Genomic DNA, 18,489 nt, shown 5'->3' on the forward strand with positions numbered 1-18,489 from the left:
GCGGTCCCGTGTTTCGGGCGCCGCCCGGACTCCGGGGTTCTCTCTTCGGTGCTGTTCGTCATGGGTCACGACGGTAGGAGGTGGACCTTTCCGTTTCCTGTGGACCGCGTTAGAGCACGGTAGGAACACGGACCGGCCGCACCCCGGCCACCGGTGCGTCTCCCGTCACCCGCCGTGCTCCGCGAGGCCCTCGGGGTCGAGTACCTCGACAGCGCCGTACCGCACGTGGATCAGACCCAGGTGCTCGAACTCCTTGAGGACCTTCCCGCGACGCGGTCCTGGCTTCTCTCCAGCCGCTCGGCGATGCTGGACATCCAGCGGCGGGTGAAGGTCGGATGCCGCCTCAGGAGCCGGGCGAAGCGGTCCGGGGCCACACACAGGCAGACGCTGTCCTCCACCGCCCGAGCGGTGTAGGCCATGGGCGTGCACAGCAGCGACTGGATGTCACCGTCCACGTCGCCGGGGCGCAGCACGCGCAGGACCCCGTGGTACGAGCCGTTGGGGTCGGTTTCCAGGGCGGGTCGGCCGGAGCGGACGATCCAGACACCGGTGCTGGGTCTGTGGGACTCGAAGGCGGTCTCGCCGCGCTGTAGCCGTCGCGTGCCCAGGCTGGCGGCCAGCGCGGATATGTCTGATCTGTCCAGTGGGGAGGAGGTCCGGCCCCCACGTGCTGAGCGATCCACACCGCCTCCTGGACGAGCCCCGCATCGCTGGGTGTGTGCTGCCGCTTCGGCTTGGTCACCACCGTGTCCTCGCCTGGTTGATGGTCGCAGTGAGCGGTGTTCCCACCGGGCGCCCGCGTTCACCGGAACTGTCATGTCGCCGACAGTCGGAGGTCGTCTCCGGTCGTGCGGGCCGATGCGCGTCGTGTCGCCCGGGCGGACGTGCGGGACCGGTCCGGGCGACGGCTGGCCCCTGTGCCGCCGCGCTCCCTCCGGCGGGAGGTGGAGTGCGGGTGTCCCGCTCTCCGGGCCGGGAGGCCGTGGCCGCGGCGCTCTTCCGCCTCTCGTGGAAGGCGGACACGGAGGAGCGGGCCGGTGCGGGGACCTGGTCCTCCGTACCGACCCGCCGAACGCGGTTGTCCCGGGTGTGGCGATATCGGGGGTCCTCCCCTTACCGGATCCAGAACCCCGGGCCGCCGTGCCCGTAGTAGCCGCCGTGGCTGTAGCTGCTGTAGTGGTACGCGCCGCCGGGGCCGGCGTAGGAGCTGCTGTGGTGGTGGTAGGTGCCGCCCGAACCGCCGTGGTCGGTGCCGGCCGCCGACATCGACGAGGCCGAGAGCGCGATGGCGGGAGCCGCCAGAACGGCGACAGCGATACGGCGAACCGTCTTCTTGCTGGTGTTCATCATCCCCGCATCCTTTCTGGTGCCGCGCCGTCGCGCGGATACGTCCGGACCGTGTCGGCGCCCTCCCGTTTCCCCTCTCGGGGGGAGGGCCGGGCAGCGTCGGCACATCTCCAGTGAACCCGGTCTCGGAAGGCGTTTCGAGGAGACTGTCAGGGGCCTGACCAAGGAAACCCGGAGAATGGGGAAAAAGGTCCTCGGGAGGGCTCCCATTGTTTTCCGCCTCTCCGGAAGAAAAGTTTGGGAAAGCTCGGGAAAGAATGCTTTTCGTGCTCTCGGGCCACCGGGGACGCACCGGTGCCGCGTCCCGCGGCGGTGCCCGCCCCTCGGCCCGGCTCGGGACCGGGGCGAGTGTTCACAGCGGCTACTCCAAGCTAAGTGTTCATGGTTGGCTATGTTCACATATATGTGTATGCTGTGCACACAGCGAAGGGTTCCGTGGAAAACGGGAGCGGTGTGCACGCCTGGGCGTCCGCGCGCCCCGGCCGCCCCGGACTCCGCCCCACGGGGCGGCCCGCCTTCCGGCGGCGCTTCGCGGCCCCCGTACACACAGACCGGAGCACCACCATGAACCAGCCTCCCCAGCCTCCCCATGGACCGCCCATCCCGCCGGTGCCGGGCACGCCGCCCGGCCGGGGCACGTCCATGGGTGGGAAGATCGGCCTCGGATGCGGCGGATGCCTCGGTGTCCTGCTCGTCCTGTTCCTGTTCGCCGGATGCGTGGCCGCGCTCTCGGGAGGCGGCGAAGCCGGCTCCACGGGCGAGCGGCCCTCCGAGACCGCCGGGGCGCCCCGGGAGACCCCCGAGGAAGAGGAGGCCGCCCCGGCCGAGGAGGCCCCGGAGGAGGAAGAGGAGGGGCCCGCCACCATCGGCAACGGCGTCCACCGGGTGGGCGAGGACATCGGGCCCGGCACGTACACGACCGACGGCCCGGACCCCGACGACCTCTTCCCCATGTGCTACTACGCGCGCCTGTCCGGCCTGTCGGGGGAGCTCGACGACATCATCGCCAACAACAACATCGAGGGACCCGGCTCCGTGGTCGTCGAGGAGGGCGACACCGCGCTGGAGCTGTCCGGCGGCTGCGAGTGGACGCTCCAGGAGCCTTAGGCCGGCCGGGGGCGGGCGGAGTCCGGCCCCGACAGCAGGACGGGCGGCCCGGACGGGGGCCGACCCGAGCGGACCGCCGACCGGGGGAGCGGGACGGTCGGCGGTCCGCGCCCGTATCCCGCGTGCGCGGACCGGACCGGCTCAGAGCAGGTTCGCCGCCAGGAGGATCGCCACCAGTAGGAACAGGCCCGCGACGAGCACGAGGAGCACCTCGGCGCGGATCTCCACCCGCCTGCCCGGGTACCCGCGCGGCTGGAGGTACTGGGCGAACCCGGGGTGGTGCAGTCGGACGATCAGGGTGGCGACGGCGGCCATCTCGTGCGCGTCGTGTGCCTTCGCCAGGTCGTCGAGCAGCCGCTGGACCTCGGCGGGGGCGGGCTCGCCCTCCGCGGCCGGGGCGCTCCGGGGCGCGGCCCCGGCTGCGGGACGGGCCCCGGGCGGAGGCGGGATCTGCCAGGGGTCCGCCCACGCCTGAGGCGGGGGAGGATCCGGTTCCGAATGGCGGCCCACCGTCGCCGGGACCGGCGGGGAGGGCGCGACCGGGGGCTGGGAACGGTCCCGCTCCCCGGTGTCCTCCACGGCGCCTCCGGACCCGGGTTCCGGTCCGGGCGGGGCGGGCGGCGGCGGAGCCGCAGGCCCCGCCGCCGCCCGCGGCGCGGGGTCCGGTTCCGGCGGGGGGGCCGGCGGGACCGGAGGGGGCTGGGGGAGCGCCTGTTCCCGGGCCCGGGAGTACAGGTAGTCCAGTACCGAGTCGTGGTCCCCGGCGGCCCTCGTCTCCCTGCCGAGCTCCGACAGCTCAGCGGGCCCCCGGTGCAGCAGGCCCACCAGCCAGCGTGCGGTCAGGTGGTACTCGTCGGCCCTCTCCGGAGCCAGGACGTCCACCAGCGGAGGACCGTCCGGACCGGAGGGGGGCCGAAAGGCGATCCGGGGCCGTTCCTGGTGCGCGCTCCTGCGCGCGGGCCAGGGCTCGTAGGTGGAGAACGACCACTCCATCCCCTCGTAGAGGGGGGACCTCTCCTCGCCGACGATGTCGCGCAGAGCGCGGTAGAGCCCCCACAGCAGCAGCAGGCGCTCCCATTCGTCCAGGGACGGGCCCCGGTCGGGCACCAGGACGTCGAGGGGCTCCAGGGGGAACTCCAGCACCCGCGCGACCAGGGCGGGCAGACCGGGATGGGCGGCCGCCTCCTCGTCCAGCCGCCGCACCTTCCACTCGGCCCCGGCCAGCGTGACGGGGTCGACGGTGGCCCATCCGCGGGGGGTCCGCCCGGGCGTCTCCAGCCACGTCCGGAGGTAGGGCCACGCGCCCAGAGCGGACAGGAGCGCCCCGGGCAACCCGAGGTGCTCACCGACCAGGGCCTGGGCCCGGGTCCCGCGTCGGTCCCGGGGACTGTCCTCGGGGGAGCGGCGCAGCAGCGCGGCCCGGCCGTCCCCGAACCTGCGGTACCAGTAGCTGGGCGCGGCGAGCTCGGGGGGAAGGGCCGGATCGACCACCTTGACGAGCCTGTCCCGCCAGAGGCTCAGCCCGTTGTAGTCCTCCTGGGCGAAGGAGGTCCCGACGGGGCCCAGCCCCGGGCCCACCAGGCCGTCGTCGCGGACGGAGAAGGAGATCCGGTGCAGTACGGTCCCGGTGCTCCCGACCGGTGCGGCCATGTCAGCGGCCCACCTTCCGCGCCTCGGCGCCGCCCAGCACTCCCGTCGCGGCCATGAGGGTCAGGAAGGGTTGCAGGGCGCGCTGGGGCCGGACCGGGCGCGCGTAGGCCCTGCCCTCGGGGAGGGGAGGACCGCCGGTGGCGGAGGCCGCGTGGATGGCGGTCCTGCCGAACTCGAACCAGGGGCGCAGGTAGGTCCGGCCCTTGTCGTACCGGCTGACGAAGGCGTACAGGTCCCGGGTCTCCTCCTCGACGCGCTCGGCGTCGGGGGCGCGCACGCCGTCGCGCAGCCACCGGTCGACGGGGTGCTCGAACCGGAACAGGTCCGCCTTGCTCATCACCAGCACCGCTGCCTTGTCCTGTTTGTCGGCGACCAGGTCCAGGACCGTGGCGAACGTGGTTTCGGGGCGCTCGTTGCGCATGTCCTCGGTGGAGAAGACGAACAGGAAGCCGTCCACGGTGTCCAGGAACACCTGTTTCTCGGCCTGGCCCGCGGTGCCCAGGACCTCACCGGAGACGTCGAAGAAGGTCACCGCCCTGGGCGGCGCCGAGGGCGTCTCCGCGTCGCCCACCATCAGGCCGACCTCGAACTCCCACACGTCATGGCTGGTGCGGTCGAGCATCTCGCCGCGGTCCAGCAGGGGCCGGACCTTGGTGTTGGTGAACTCCTCGTACCCGCGTACGTCCAGCGGGGAGGCGGACAGGCCGAACTGCTCCAGCCCCTGGTTCTGGATCGCGCCGACCATCGACGCCAGCAGGTGCGTCTTGCCCGCTTTGTAGGACCCGATCAGCGCGACCACGACCGGGTCGCTGTCGGCGCTGACGTACTGGTAGGGGAGGTGGTGCTCGGGGACCTCCCCGGCCTGGTTGGGACAGCGCACCTGGGCGCGGCGCAACAGCCTGCGCCGCTGCTCCGGAGTCGCCCCGTCCGGGACCTCCAGCGCCCGGTGTTCGCCGTCCTTCCACAACCACAGCCTCCCGTGGTCCAGGACCACCCGGCTCAGGCACACCGGGCAGCGCACCCCGGGGGGTGCGGTCTCGTGTTCACTCATCAGGTCCGCCTCTCGGTCGGGGGTGCCGTTCTCAGCGGGTGAGCGCGAACAGGATCGCGGCCGCGGCCAACAGCACCGGCACCAGTGCGTAGAAGGCCCACAGGACCGGTTTCCGCCGCCCGCCGGGGCGCCGGGACGCGTCCGCCGGGGCGGAGCCGGGCTCCGCCGGACCCCCCGGTTCCCGGGCGGGGCCCTCCTCGTCCGCGCGCCGGGGCGCCACGTACCCGGAGGCCTCCCGCTTGTGCCCCAGCCGATCCAGGAACTCCGCGCGCCCCGGCTTGAGGTGGGCGTCCATTCTGTGCCGGTAGGGCGTCGCGGTCCCGGAGAAACGGGACAGCAGGACGTCGGCGCCCGGACGCTCGGCCGCGGTCCCGGCGAAGACGTCGGAGAGTTCCACGGCCAGGCTCGGGAAGTCCTCCAAGGGCAGCACCCCGCCGCCGCGCACGTCGTGTCCGCTCAGGGCCTGGAACAGGACCAGGCCCGCGGACCAGACGTCGTCGCGCGGGTCGCACACGCCCGTGCCCTCGCGTTGCTCGTGTGAGGCCCAGGGCTCGGCGCCCACCGCGGTGCGCGGGGTGCCCGCCACGGTGGCGTGCGCGAAACCGCACAGCTGGACCCTCGCCAGGTCCGGGTCCCAGCGCACGGTCCCGGGCCGGATGTCCCGGTGGACCACCTCGCAGGACCGCAGCCAGTTCAGCGCCCGGAGCAGCCCCTCGCGGAAGGCGGCCCGCTCGGCGTCGAAGAGCTGCCGCCGCCGGTACAGCGCCTCCAAGGGCTCGCCGACGTGCGGCTCCAACAGGGCGAAGGGTTCGGCGGGGTCGTCGTGGTAGCCCACCAGCCTGCTCAGCTCGGCGGGGGCCGAACCGCTGGCCGCCCTGGCCAGCCGCACACCGGCGAGGATCTCGTTGTCCAGGGCGTTGAAGGCCTCCACCCGCTGTTGGGGGCGCTCCCGCCGCGCGGTCCGCACCCGCAGCAGCACCCGGTCGCTGACCTCGTCCCGGACCAGGTCGTGCTCCAGGAGCGGGTGGGCGGGCGCGAGCGTGTCGTCGGCGCGGATCCGTACCAGGCGGTACGGGACCTCGTCCCGGTGCGGGGTCAGGTAGACCCCGCTCGGGGAACCGTACTCGTTCACCGAAGGTAGTCCTCCTCGAACGGGGAGGGCGGCGCGTCGGCACCGCCGACACCCGTTGCCTCCTCCGTGTCCTGTCCACCCGGTCCCGCGTCCGCCCGGGAACCGGTGCCCTCCTGTGCCGCCGCGGGGCCCGTGCCCGCCGGGCCGTCCGCGCCCTCCGGGTGGACCGCGGGCCCGTCGTGCCCCGTCGGGGCCTCGGCGGAGCCGCCCGCCGGGTCGCTCCCGGGGTCGGGCTCCCGGGCGCCGGACCACCGGGTGCGCACCACCCCGTGGCGCAGCGGGACCAGGCGCACCAGCCCGGTCAGGCGCCCGCCGTGCGTCCACACCGTGCTCTGCGCGATCTCCGGGGCCCGCTCACCGTGCCCGTCGTGGTGCAGTTGCCCGCGCAGTGACCGGGGGGCGAAACGGACCACGGCGACCGCCGAGGCCGTGTCCCTGAGCAGCGGCAGGTGCACGGGGTCGCACAGTTGCAGCATGCGCTCCTCCGGCTGCCGCAGGAGCGTGCGCACCGCCCGGTCCAGGCCCGAACCGCCGTAGATCCGCCGCGGCAGGTCGGGGTCGGCGAACCGGGGCGGGGCGTGGGGGCCCACACGGTCCAGGTGGCCCCGGTACTCCTCCATGAGGTCGGCGGCCGTGGCCCGGGTGCGCTCGTAGGGGTCCCTGACCGGCCCGTCCGCGCGCGGCCGCGCCCACAGGTCCTCCAGGCAGGTGCGGGCCAGCGCGGCCAGGTCCGAGTACAGCACCGCCTCCAGTTCGGGCAGGCGGGAGGGGGCGCCCGGGCCGGGTACGGACTCCGACAGGGCGTCGGCCACCGCGCGCGCGGCGCTGGCGGCGGCGCGCGCGGTGTCGGCGAGGCGGCGCCGCTGCGGGCCCGGGTACCACTCCTCCCGCGCCGTCTCGTTGACGAGCGAGGTCAGGGCGGAGGCGGCCGCGCCCGCCCGCGCCAACCCGACCTGGTCCCTCCAGCGGCGCGCCAGCCCGGTCCAGGTGCGCACGAGCACGACCGTCCCAGCGGCCGCGCTGACGGCGAGGGCGGCTCCCAGGAGCAACGGCGGGGGCGGCCCCGGCGGCAGCGAGTCGGTCCGGAGCAGTCCGCCCAGCCCCGTGCCGGCCAGTGCGCCCGCGAACGCCGTGACCGCGTGGACCGCCAGGAGCGGTCGGCCCGCACCCGGGCCCCGGGCCGAGCGCAGGCCCGCGGCGAGCGCCCCGACCCAGCCCAGGGCCAGGACCAGGGCTCCGACCGGTCCGGCCCAGCCGCCGGTCAGCGCCGGAAGCAGGGGCAGGAGGAAGGCCGCGGGCAGCAGCCCGGAGAGAGTTCGGGGAAGTGGGAAGGGCGGCGGTGAGCTCAGCGCGGCGATCACCTCGTCGGGCGCCGCCCGGTCGGCCCGGGGCAGGGCGGCGGCGCTGCCGCGGGGGGAGACCCGTTCGGCGACCCGGTCCAGGTCGGCGGCGACGCCGGTCACCGACGAGCCCCGGCTCAGGCGCTCCTCCGCCCGGCGGGCCAGCGCGCCGACGGCCTCTTCGACATCCTCCGGACCCGGCGGACGGCCGCGGAGCCCGGCGCGTTCCAGCTCGGCCGCCAACCGCTCCCCGCCAAGGGAGCTCAGCCGCGACAGCAGCGACCGGACCCGCTCCCGGTACCCCGAGAGCGAGCCGCCCACCCGGGCCAGCTCCGCCTCGCGGATCCGGACCGGGGCGGCCAGGACGCCGCCCCATCCCGAGGCGGCCGCCAGGGCCGCCTCGGCGTCGGCCACGTCGTCGCGCAGGCGGCGTTCGTGGCCGGCCAGCTCGCCCGTGCCCGGATGGCCGTCCCCGGGCGTGGGCCGGTGGGTTCCCCGCACCAGGTCGGCCAGGATGCCCCCGCGCGGCCCGGGGGCCGACTCCGCCGAGGGCCCCGGCCCGCCGCGGTCGGGGTCGGTGAAGTCGCGTACGGCCCGGGCCAGAGCCGAGGCGACGGCGTCCGATCCCCCTTCGGGCCCGGCCCAGGACAGGCCGGGTGAGGCCGCGGCGTCGGGCATCCGGCGGCTGAGTTCGACGATCTGGTCGAAGACCTCGGCCTGGCTCAGCACCTCGACCAGGTGCGCCACCCCGGCCCGGGAGCCGGGGGCGGCGTCGGGGTGGGGCCGGGGGGTCCCCGGGGGGAGCAGGCCCCAGTCCACCCCCGTCTCATGGCTGACCCACAGCGTGGCCACGCCCCGTTCGGGGCCCAGTTCGCCCGGACGCTCCAGGACACGGCGTCCGCTCCCGTCGTCGGAGGGCGAGCCGCAGACCACGCACACCAGCGACCGGACGCGCCCGCCGGTGAAGGCCTCCACGTAGGCGGGGCCGTGGTCGAGGAGCAGTTCCGTCCCGTCCAGGACCAGGGCCCGGTCCGAGCCGGTCAGGGGCGCTCCCTCGCCGAAGTCCCGGCGGACCCGCTGCAGGGCCTCCCGCGCGGTGGTGCCCCGCAGGTCCAGCAGGTGCACGCTCATCGGAAGAGGTCACCGTCCTCGCCGTGGTAGCGGGCCTCGCGCTCCAGGTCCCGGAGGTTGGTGCTCAGCGGGGCGGCCACCCCCTGGAACTCCAGGTCCAGTGCGGCGGGCAGGGTGTGCTCCCAGAAGTCCCGGATCTGCCGGGCCCGGTTGCGGGAGTTGCCGCGCAGGTCCTCCAGCATCCGGTCCAGCCGTCCGACCTCCTTGTCGGCCGACTGGCACAGGGCCGTGTAGGCGCTGTGCGGCTCCGACGGCCGGCTCTCCACGCCCCGGGGCAGCTCCGCCATGAGCTGGGCGCAGAACTGGCCGGTGATGCCGTCCTCCCCGTTGAAGGCCCAGTGCTCGTAGGCCTGGAGCAGGCTGCCCCAGGAGGAGGCCCGGCCCAGGGGGCTGAGCCGCAGCGGCATGGTGACACCGCCGCCCAGGGTGAAGCGGACCTCGTCGGGTGAGGAGGGGTCCCCCACCACCGTGGCCCGGCCGTTCCACAGGGCGTTGAGCATCCGGTGCAGGATGCGCACGCGGTGCCGCTCGGTGGTGGCCAGGTAGCTGAAGTCGTAGCCCAGGCGCTGGCGCCACGGCAGGTAGTCCTGCGGCCGCTGGTGGGTCAGCGCCTCCGACCACAGGCGCATCACCTCCCGCACCTCGGGCACCTCGGTGATCCCCATGGAGCTGCGGAAGAGCACCACGCTCAGGCTCTCGGCGCTGACCGGCCGGAACTCGTAGGCGTGGCCGCCGCCGCGGGGCAGGTTGACGGACTCCCGCAGGTACTGCTCGACGCGGGGGTTGGCGGACGGGGAGTGGTAGGTGATCAGCACCTTGAGCGGGCCGCTGCCCTGGGGTACGTAGCCGACCGGCAGCAGCCCGGCGACCTGGGCGCGGAACTGGGCCAGGTCCTCGTCCGCGATGCTGCCGTCGCCCTGTTCCGCGGCCTGGGAGAGCAGGTCCGCCAGACGGGGCAGCAGGGGGGTGTGGGCCGGGCCGGGCTCCCGCAGGAAGCGCTTGACCTCGGACTTGAGGGTCTCCCGCAGGAAGCCGACCGCCTCGGCGGGGCCGCGCTCCAGGCAGGTGTCGTAGGCCGCGCGCCACCCCCGGGCGCCGATGAGCACCTGGACCAGTTCCGCGTCGGTGGGGGACACGTGCAGGCGCCCGGTCTCGTGCAGGAAGCGCGCCAGGTGGTCGCGGACCCGCACGAAGAAGGGCTCCAGGTCCCCGCCCGAGGGCGGCAGGAGGTAGGAGACGCCCGTGCGCGGCCGGTACAGCTGCTGCGCCAGGCGCTCGAAACGGGTGCGGTCGGCGCGGGCGTGCTCGTCCAGCTGCTGGGTCAGGGCGCCCAGGTCCCGGTGCAGCTGGGTCGCCGCCCGGTTCCAGCGCGGTACGGTCGGTGCCCACGCCTCGCTCCAGACCACGCGGGTCTGCCAGTCGTACCAGAGATCCTGGTCCTTCCTGGCCTGTACCGGCACTGGGTCGGTGTAGCGCACCTTGCGCATTCCGCCCACGCGGTCCCGCATCCGCGGGATGGGCGGCAGCGAGCCCAGCCCCTCGGGAGGGGAGGGGGTGTTGCGGCGCTGTTGGAGGATGCCCAGGACCCCCAGCCTGCCGACCCGGCTGCTGCTGTGGGAGTCGCCCGCGACCACGCGCAGCGCGTCGAAGGGGTCGACCTGTCCCAGCAGTTCGCGCACCCCCGCCCGGTGGTCGAAGTTCTGGGCCATCTCGGGGATCTCGTGGCCCAGCTTGCCGCGCAGGGCGTGCAGGCTGCGCTTCATGGAGTCCCCGCGGTCGTACAGGGCGGTGGCGATCTCCTCGGCTCCGGTGACGGGCTGCGGTTCGGCGAAGTCGATGCCGGCCTGGGCCAGGACCGGGTGGATGTTGGCCGCGGAGAAGAAGTCGTTCACCAGGGCCTCGGTCCGCCCCTCGGCGCTCTGCGCCGGGGCCTGCATGTCCTCCACCGCCGAGCGCAGCAGCCGGGAGCCGATGATGTCGGAGAGTTCGTCCACCGGCACGGTCAGGGAGGCGACCAGCGCGGTGGACACCCCGCGGTTACCGATCCCGGTCTCGGCGAGGGACTCGCGGTCGGCCTGGGTGTTGATGAAGCTGTCCGCGAAGGACTGGTGGTTCTCCTGCTTGGCGGACTCGGCCTCGGCGCGCCGGTCCATGTCGGTGCTGGCCAGGGAGAGTACGAGCGAGACCACGGACCGGTGCAGGTCCTCCCGGTCGGTCCCGGTCGGGCGGCTGAACAGGAAGGCCGTCTGCACGGTGGAGGGCATGATCTGCACCCGCCCCTCCACCGGGTAGTAGACGGCCGTCTCGTCGCGCAGGTCGCCCCCGGGCCGGTGCTCGTTGACCAGTTCCAGGGAGGCGGCGCGGCCGTTCTGGTCGTCGACCAGGCGGAACATGTCCAGCAGGGCCCGCCCGGCGTTGAGCTTGGCGTTGCGTCCGCCGCCGAAGCCCTCGTCGAAGGCGGAGGGCATGAGGACCAGGGGGTAGATCTTCACGCGCAGTCCCGGCCGCTGGAAGGTGTGCGCGATCAGGTGCAGGTAGTCGTAGAAGATCCCGGTGCCGGTACCCCCGGCCACGGAGAAGGACACGAAGACGTCGCACGAGCGGGGCAGCGTGCCGCCCAGGGCGGCCAGGTCGCCCGCCGAGTTGGCGATGCGGTTGATCGCCTCGTGCAGCGGGGCCACCGCCGGCCCCGTCCCGGAGCGGAAGGTTTCGAACAGCGCGGCCCGTCCCACCGTGGGGAACTGCCCGGCGCCCTTGTCCAGCGGGGCCACCCGGGGTTCCCCGCCCGCGGGCGGCAGCCAGTGGTCCACCGTCTCGTTGGCGCTCAGCCGCAGGCTGCGCGCGGCCTCGGGGTAGGTGTGCACCTCGGGCACCAGGTCACGCACGTAGTGGGCGGTGCGCTCGGCCGCGGCGAAGTGGCGGCGGCCGGGGACGACCCGTTCGGGCAGGCTGTCCAGCTCGCCGCGGTTGACGTCGGCGTAGACGAACTGCACGCAGGAGGGAAGCTGGTAGGGGAGCAGGTCGGCGCCGGGGCGCGACTGCTGGAACTCGGTCCCGTCGGGGCCGCACAGCTCCTCGCGCATGCGGCGCTCCAGTTCGGCTCCGATACGACAGCCGGTGCCGCCGAGGCCGACGTAGAGCAGCGGCTGGTAGAGCTTCATCGTCATGGGGTCTCGCAGGCCCTTCAGGCTGGTCGTTGTTCTTCGGGGCGGACGTCGCGGGGCCGCCGCCGGGGTGCGGCGGCCGGAGCGTCGGGTGTCCGGGTCGGGGCGGGGGCGTTCCCGCCGGTGTCAGTCCAGGCGGATCCCCGAGGGGCGCGGGCCCTCCCCGCCCGCCTCACCGGCCGCGCCCGCGGACGCCCCGGCGGGGGCGTGCGGTCCCGCGGTCCCGCGGGGGCGTCGCTCGTCGCGGAAGAGCACCGTCAGGTCGTCGCCCAGGGGGCCGCTGCGTTCGCCCGGTTCCAGGGACTGGACGCGGCCGCGGGGCGTGCGCAGCAGTACACCGCCGGAGGCCGAGCGCGAGGCGCGGTAGAGCCGTGCGGAGTCGGTGGGGCCCGCGTGCTCCAACCGCGGCTCCGCTCCCTCGGCGTCGCGGATGGTGAAGACGAAGGAGGAGCCGCGCCTGCTGGGGGCGCGCAGTTCGGGCCCCAGGGAGCTTCCGTTCCGCTGGAGTTCCACCACCAGGCCCCGGACGTCGCGGGCCTCGCGCCTGCGCCGCCACAGCAGCCAGGCCAGGAGCGCCCCGGCGCACAAGAGGGCGGCCAGCGGCGCCCAGGCCCACCAGTAGCGTTCCAGGAGCCCGGGGGACGTGCGCACGGTGACCGTGAGCGGGGCGGAGGTGTTCAGGACGGCGCCGTCGGCGCTGACGGCCTGGACGTGCAGTACCGCCCGCCCCAGCGCGGAGCCCTCCTCGAAGCGGACGGTGAAGGGGGTCCGGCTGGTGCCCGGGTCGAAGGAGGCGGTGTCCTGTTCGATGGTGGCCAGGACGCCGTCGGGCACCCCCAGGAGCAGTTCCACCTGCCCCGCCTCGGTGTCCTGGTTGTCGACGCTGAGGATTCCGCCGATCTCGGTGCCCGCCCAGACCTCCAGGGGCGGCGCGTCGAAGCTGACGCTGGGCTGGAGGGAGGCGCCTCCGGGGTCGACGGTGTAGCGCAGCTCCCGCACGTCGTCGGGGACACCGGGGCCCTGGACCCGGCTGGTGAAGAGCAGTTCGGGATCCCCCTCCGGGACGGAGACCGTACCCGCGTACTGGCCGTCCCGGGCGGTGGTGTCGGGGGCGGTGCCCTCGTCGCTGAGCGCGATCGGCTCGGAGGAGCCGTCCGGCAGGGCGACCTCGGCGGAGAAGTCGAGTTCGGAGAGGGCCCCGGCGTCGGTGACGGCGCCGCGTCGGGTGCGGATGTCCACGCGCACCACCAGCTCCCGGGAGGAGCGCTCGGCGGGTTCGACCGTGAGGTAGGTGTTGACCCGGCCCTGCCACTGCACGGTGGCCGTCACCAGCTCCTCGGGGGTTCCGTCCGGGGAGGTGAGCCGTACCTCCCAGGTGCCCGGCAGGGGGTCGACGATGTGCAGCACCTCGATTTCGCCGTTGGCGCCGCTGAGGCTGGTCCGGGAGCCCTTGTGCTCCTCGGCCCCGGGGTCGACCGCGTCGCCCTCGGGGTCGGTGTACTCGACCCCGATGGCGGGGTTGTTCTTGGTGACGACCAGCGCGCCGTCGGTGGCGATGGCCGGGATCACGGCCGACAGGGTGGTCGTGCCGCCGCCACGCAGGGTGTCGCTGTCCAGGTCGCCCGCCACCGAGCACGAGGCCGCGGCCAGGGCCTCGCGCAGGGACAGCACCACGTCGGCGGAGCCGTCGACCACGCGGGCGGAGGGGGCGGCCACTTCCAGGTCGTTGCACGTCTCCTGGGAACCGCCCGCCGCGAACGCGTCGAGCTGGTCGCGGTCGATGGCCGATCCGAAGCCCAGGGGCCAGATCCGCACTCCGTTGTCACGGGCGGTCTCCAGGTGCTCCTCGATCCGGGCCGCCGCGTTGTCGTCGCGGTCCTCCGGCCGGGCGCCGTAGTGGGGGCTGTCGCGGACGTCGAGTTCGCCGTCGGTGAGCAGGAAGACGATTCCGACCGCGTCCGGGGGAGCCTCGGGGTCGCGCAGGTAGCGCAGGGCCGTGCCCAGGGCCTCGGCGTGGTCGGTGTCGTCGCCCTCGGCGGAGTCGCGCCGCCGGAGCCCAGTGACGCAGTCGGAGAGGTACTGGCGGCCCGCCCCCTCGTCGACCGGGGTGGGACGGCACACCTCCCGTGCCGCGATCTGGCCGGGGCGTCCGTTGTTGCTGCCGAAGCCCACGACCGTCACCCGGGAGCCGGGGTCCAGGACGCTCTGCGCGATGGTGGAGGCCGCCCTGGTCTCCTCGGCGACGTCGGACTCCGTCAGGGAGCCGGACTCGTCCACCAGGATCACGATGTCCAGCGGGGTGGGGGCCTCAGCGGGCGTCTCCTCCCCTGGGCTCGGTGACTCGGACGCCTCCTCGTCGGCGGGGTGGGCCCCGGGCGCCGCGACGGCGGCGGGCGGGGGAAGGAGAAAGAGCAGACAGGCCGCGGCGAGGGCCGCTCGTCTCCAGGTCGTCGCCGCACGCGGGGTCAGCGCCACGCCACCTGTCCCTTCGTCCGTCTTGTTGTTTTTCGCAGCACGATAAACGATACGTGTGTGCGAACAATTGGATTATTGTCCGAAAAGCGATCGGGAGCCTTACTTTACTGTCTTCTGTGGGGGTCTTCAACGGATTTCGAGGAGGCCGTTTTATCTCGCTATGTGTAATGGTGGAACCGCGTCCTGTGTTCTCGGTCGGGGTGGTTTCCTCCCTGGTGGTGCGGGAAGTATTTCTTGTTTATTTGATGGCGTCGTGGGGCTTTTGGGGCGCCAGGGGAGTTCTTTGGAAAAGATGTCCCGCTGTGTTTTCCATGGGATTCAAGGGAGAGAAAGGACTCCCATGGGGGGTTTGGGGTGTTTCTGGCGTGGGTGTGGGTGCGCGCCCGTCGGAAAGGGGCCGGTGTGCGGGCCAGATGGGCGACTTTCAACCCTTTTTCGGGAATGACGGCAGGAATGGGAGTTCTGCCCGGTTCAGGGGAGGTCCCGCGCTCCGGGGAGAGAGTCACCCGGGCGGGAGGGGGCCGCACTGTCGCGTGCGGCCGTGCCGGACCGCCCGCCGACCGGCACGGGCGGCCCGGCGCACCTCTGCTCTGGGAGGGGCCCGGTGTCCCGGGCAGGGGGGCCGGGTCAGGGCTTGCGGGCCAGACCCGCCCACATGTCGGTGTCCGGAGCCTCGCCGACCTCGGGCTCCCCGGCCCGCCAGCGCGTGGCCGGGACCACCCCGGGCTCGAGCAGGTCCAGGCCCCCGAAGTAGGCGGCGAACTCCTCGCGCGTGTGCGAGCGGTAGGCCAGGGCCGCGCCCTCGTTCCACCGCTCCAGCGCCGCCAGCGCCGCGGGGTCGTCGGGCATCACGTGGTCGCCCACCATCACGAAGCTGCCCGGGGCCAGTGCCGCCCTGTACCGTTCCATGACGTCCAGGGCCTCGGCCAGGTCGGGGATGTGCCCGAGCGTGCCCACGACGCTCAGCGCCACCGGGCGGTCCAGGTCCAGCAGGTCGCCCGCCGCCGCCAGCACCTTCCCGGTCTCGCGCAGATCGGTGTCCACGAACGCGGTGGCGCCCTCCTCGGTGCCCACCAGCAGGGCGCGGGCGTGGGCGAGGACCATGGGGTCGTTGTCGACGTAGACCACGCGGGACCCGGGTGCGGCGGCCTGGGCGACCTCGTGGGTGTTGTTGGCGGTGGGCAGGCCGGTGCCGATGTCGAGGAACTGGCGCACCCCCTCCTCCCGGGCCAGGTGGGTGATCCCGCGGGTCAGGAAGCCCCGGCCCGCGCGGGCGTCGGTGACGATGCTCGGGCGCACGGCCAGGATCTGGTCACCCAGCGCGCGGTCGACCGGGTAGTGGTCCTTGCCGCCGAGCCAGTAGTTCCACACCCGCGCCGAGTGGGCCACGGTGGTGTCGATGGGCGGAGTCTCCGTCACGGACGGGCCTTTCGTTCGGTGGACGTGCCGGGGGTGCCGGGCCGGGCGGGTCAGGGCTTGCGGGCCACGCCGCCGTACTGGGCGATCTCCTCGGGCCGCCCGATGTCGGTCCGGTCGGGGCGCCAGAACGGGATGGACACGACCCCCGGGTCCATCAGCTCCAGCCCGTCGAAGAACGCGGTGATCTCCTCGACGGTGCGCAGGTGGTAGGGCAGGGACGCCCCCTCGTTCCACGCCTCGGTGGCCGCGACGATCTCCGGGCCGGTGTTCGTGCTGTCGCACATGGCGAAGAAGCTGCCCGGGGGCAGCGCGTCCAGGTAGGCGCGCACCAGGGCGTAGGTGCCCTCCTCCACCGGGTAGTGGCCCAGGGTGCCCAGGAAGGTGAGCGCGATCGGCCGGTCGAAGTCCAGGTGGGCGCGGGCCTGGTCCAGGAGGGGCCCGGGGTCGGTGAGGTCGGCGTCCACGTAGTGGGTGCTCCCCTCGGGGCTGCTGGTGAGCAGGGCGCGGGCGTGGGCGAGGACCATGGGGTCGTTGTCGACGTAGACCACGCGGGAGTCGGGGGCCGCGGCCTGCGCGGCCTCGTGGGTGTTGTTGGCGGTGGGCAGGCCGGTGCCGATGTCGAGGAACTGGCGCACCCCCTCCTCCCGGGCCAGGTGGGTGACCACGCGCACGAGGAACTCCCGCTCCGCGCGGGCGATCTCGACGATCTCGGGAAAGGCCTGCTCGACCTGTTCGCCGAGCGCGCGGTCGACCGGGTAGTGGTCCTTGCCGCCGAGCCAGTAGTTCCACACCCGCGCCGAGTGGGCCGCGGTGGTGTCGATGGGCGGAGTCTCCGTCACGTGCGTGCCTCTCGTCGGCGGGAGTGATGCGTGTATTGTCCTGGTCGCGGAGTGTCGCGCGCAACCCGCAAAGCCCGGCGGCGCAAGGCTTTCCGAAGCCCCGGAGAACGCGCTGGTCCCGGGTGTGCCCGCGCCGGTCCCGGCCCCGGCCGCGCGCCCGCGGCGGAGCGTCACCCGGTTCCGGACGCCACAATGGGGGCATGCCACACCACCGACCACCGCGGACCGACGACGGGGCGCCCTGCCCCTGCGGCGGCCCCGGCGCCTACCGGGACTGCTGCGCCCCCCTGCACCGGGGCGGGGAGCGGGCCGCCACCGCCGAACGTCTCATGCGCTCGCGCTACAGCGCCTTCGCCGTCGGCGACCGCGACTACCTGCTGCGCAGCTGGCACCCCGACACCCGGCCCCAATACCTGGACCTGGACCCCGCGACCGTCTGGAGGCGCCTGGAGGTGCTCTCCACCACCGGCGGCACGCCCTTCCACAACGAGGGCACCGTGGCCTTCCGCGCGGTGTACCGGGAGAACGGACGCGAGGGCGCGCTGGAGGAGCACAGCCGCTTCACCCGCCACGGGGGGAACTGGGTCTACCTCGACGCCCTCCCGGGGTGAGGCCCCGCCGGTGACGCGCGGCGGCGCCGGGTAGGTGCCCGGGCACGCTGTGTCCCCGCGAGGCGGTAGGAAGGGGAACGCGTTCCGCGCCCCCTCGAACCACAGCCGACACGGAGACCACCATGACCGCTCCGCCCCCCGGACCCCTGGAACAGGGAGAACTCGTCCAGGACCTCGCCAGGAAACTGGTCGCGGCCACCCCGAGGGATGGTGACAGCTCACCTACGTCGCCAGGGTGGTCGGCGCCCACCGCGGCGAGACGCTCGCCGTCCAGGAGGCCGACGGCCGGGTCCGCCGGGTCGAGGTGCCCGACGGGGCCGCCGACGCGGTCGACGCCCTCAAACAGGCCTGTTACCAGCCGGGCAAGGGCACCTGGCTCTCCATGGTCATCTCGGTCCACCGCTCCCGCCAGCTCAACATCGAGTACAACCACGACACCGAGCCCGAGCTGCCCGCCGGGGTCAGCCCGCTCGTGTACGCCCAGGAGCTGGAGCGCTTCCCCCGGGACCAGGAGCTGGTCCCGGAGTGGCTCGCGGCCCGGCTCGACCAGGCGCGGCGGATCGACGCCGACGGGCTGCGCGCGGAGTTCGGCGCCGCCCTGGAACAGGCCTGCGCCCGCGCCGGGAGGGAGCGCTCGACTCCCTGGTCACCCGCGAGACCGCCCCCGGCCTGTGGCAGACCGTGGTCGTGGACGCCCCCGACTCGCTCAGCCCGCTGCCCCGACGGGCCCACGAGCGCTCCGGGCGCCCCGACGCCACGGTCTTCGCCGAGGCCGTGGCCGCCTCCGTCGGCGAGGACGCCGAGGTCAGCGAGCACGAGTTCGACGGAACCCGCATCGTGCACATCGGCGGACGGCACCCCTACGCTGCGGCGCACGCCCACGTCCTGGACCGCCACCTGGGCGACCTGCCGCACGGGGCACTGGTGGTCTCCCCCGTCCCCGAGGTCGTGCTCGCCCACCCGCTCGGCCAGGGGCACCCGATCGCCGCCATCGACCACCTCCAGCAGATCGCCGAGCGCTACACCGCCGACGGCGACAAGCCGATCAGCGCCCAGCCGTACTGGTGGCACCCGGGATCGCGCTCGCGCGACCAGGGCGTCCGCCCGACCTGCGCCCCGTGGGCGTGCGCGTGGACCGCGGGAGCGGATCGGTCACGCTCAGCGGCGACCAGGAGTTCCGCGCCCTGCTCGACACCCTGGTCCGCTGACCCCGGGCGGGCCCC

At 74.0% G+C, this 18,489-nt stretch carries 14 protein-coding genes; 3 read left to right on the forward strand and 11 right to left on the reverse strand.

Features of this window, described 5'->3' with window-relative positions:
• Nucleotides 1–230: 230 nt before the first annotated feature.
• Complete coding sequence (locus FYW95_RS16280) at nt 231–683, reverse strand: Crp/Fnr family transcriptional regulator (RefSeq protein ID WP_160050503.1); 453 nt, start codon at nt 681–683, stop codon at nt 231–233.
• Between the two features lie 430 nt (nt 684–1,113).
• Nucleotides 1,114–1,350 carry a hypothetical protein gene (locus FYW95_RS16285; RefSeq protein WP_236572207.1) on the reverse strand — a complete coding sequence of 79 codons (237 nt, stop codon included), beginning with the start codon at nt 1,348–1,350 and terminating at the stop codon, nt 1,114–1,116.
• Between the two features lie 639 nt (nt 1,351–1,989).
• On the opposite strand from FYW95_RS16285, the gene FYW95_RS16290 reads away from it, so the two are divergent.
• Complete coding sequence (locus tag FYW95_RS16290) at nt 1,990–2,454, forward strand: hypothetical protein (RefSeq protein ID WP_159944405.1); 465 nt, start codon at nt 1,990–1,992, stop codon at nt 2,452–2,454.
• Nucleotides 2,455–2,595: 141 nt separating this feature from the next.
• On the opposite strand, the gene FYW95_RS16295 is transcribed toward FYW95_RS16290, so the two are convergent.
• From FYW95_RS16295 to FYW95_RS16330, 8 genes are all read right to left on the reverse strand, one after another.
• Complete coding sequence (locus FYW95_RS16295; RefSeq protein ID WP_160050504.1) at nt 2,596–4,104, reverse strand: hypothetical protein; 1,509 nt, start codon at nt 4,102–4,104, stop codon at nt 2,596–2,598.
• A 1-nt stretch (nt 4,105) separates the two neighbouring features.
• Nucleotides 4,106–5,155: a TRAFAC clade GTPase domain-containing protein gene (locus FYW95_RS16300; protein ID WP_160050505.1), complete on the reverse strand. Its 1,050-nt coding sequence runs from the start codon at nt 5,153–5,155 to the stop codon at nt 4,106–4,108.
• A gap of 31 nt (nt 5,156–5,186) precedes the next feature.
• A complete protein-coding gene (locus tag FYW95_RS16305) occupies nt 5,187–6,287 on the reverse strand; it encodes a protein kinase domain-containing protein (protein ID WP_159944402.1) in 1,101 nt (366 codons plus the stop codon).
• A complete protein-coding gene (locus FYW95_RS16310; protein ID WP_160050506.1) occupies nt 6,284–8,758 on the reverse strand; it encodes a hypothetical protein in 2,475 nt (824 codons plus the stop codon). The genes FYW95_RS16305 and FYW95_RS16310 overlap by 4 nt, the downstream gene beginning before the upstream one ends.
• Nucleotides 8,755–11,925, reverse strand: a complete 3,171-nt coding sequence (locus FYW95_RS16315) for a tubulin-like doman-containing protein (RefSeq protein ID WP_159944400.1) — start codon at nt 11,923–11,925, stop codon at nt 8,755–8,757. Before FYW95_RS16315 ends, FYW95_RS16310 begins: the two co-directional genes overlap by 4 nt.
• A gap of 123 nt (nt 11,926–12,048) precedes the next feature.
• Entirely contained in the window at nt 12,049–14,397 is a 2,349-nt protein-coding gene (locus FYW95_RS16320; RefSeq protein ID WP_160050507.1) for a vWA domain-containing protein, read from the reverse strand.
• A gap of 627 nt (nt 14,398–15,024) precedes the next feature.
• Nucleotides 15,025–15,816, reverse strand: a complete 792-nt coding sequence (locus FYW95_RS16325; RefSeq protein WP_159944398.1) for an SAM-dependent methyltransferase — start codon at nt 15,814–15,816, stop codon at nt 15,025–15,027.
• A 50-nt stretch (nt 15,817–15,866) separates the two neighbouring features.
• Complete coding sequence (locus tag FYW95_RS16330; RefSeq protein ID WP_159944397.1) at nt 15,867–16,655, reverse strand: SAM-dependent methyltransferase; 789 nt, start codon at nt 16,653–16,655, stop codon at nt 15,867–15,869.
• A gap of 200 nt (nt 16,656–16,855) precedes the next feature.
• Here FYW95_RS16330 and FYW95_RS16335 point away from each other — a divergent pair, with 200 nt between their 5' ends.
• A complete protein-coding gene (locus tag FYW95_RS16335) occupies nt 16,856–17,266 on the forward strand; it encodes a YchJ family protein (protein WP_159944396.1) in 411 nt (136 codons plus the stop codon).
• Nucleotides 17,267–17,617: 351 nt separating this feature from the next.
• Here the strand turns inward: FYW95_RS16335 and FYW95_RS28275 are convergent, their stop codons facing one another.
• Entirely contained in the window at nt 17,618–18,337 is a 720-nt protein-coding gene (locus FYW95_RS28275; protein ID WP_236567971.1) for a hypothetical protein, read from the reverse strand.
• On the opposite strand from FYW95_RS28275, the gene FYW95_RS28280 reads away from it, so the two are divergent.
• Nucleotides 18,331–18,474, forward strand: a complete 144-nt coding sequence (locus FYW95_RS28280) for a hypothetical protein (protein ID WP_236567970.1) — start codon at nt 18,331–18,333, stop codon at nt 18,472–18,474. The two genes, FYW95_RS28275 and FYW95_RS28280, sit on opposite strands and share 7 nt — an antisense overlap.
• Nucleotides 18,475–18,489 lie beyond the last annotated feature (15 nt).

Origin of the sequence: Nocardiopsis sp. FR4 (genome assembly GCF_009830945.1) — a bacterium.
Taxonomy (GTDB): domain Bacteria; phylum Actinomycetota; class Actinomycetes; order Streptosporangiales; family Streptosporangiaceae; genus Nocardiopsis.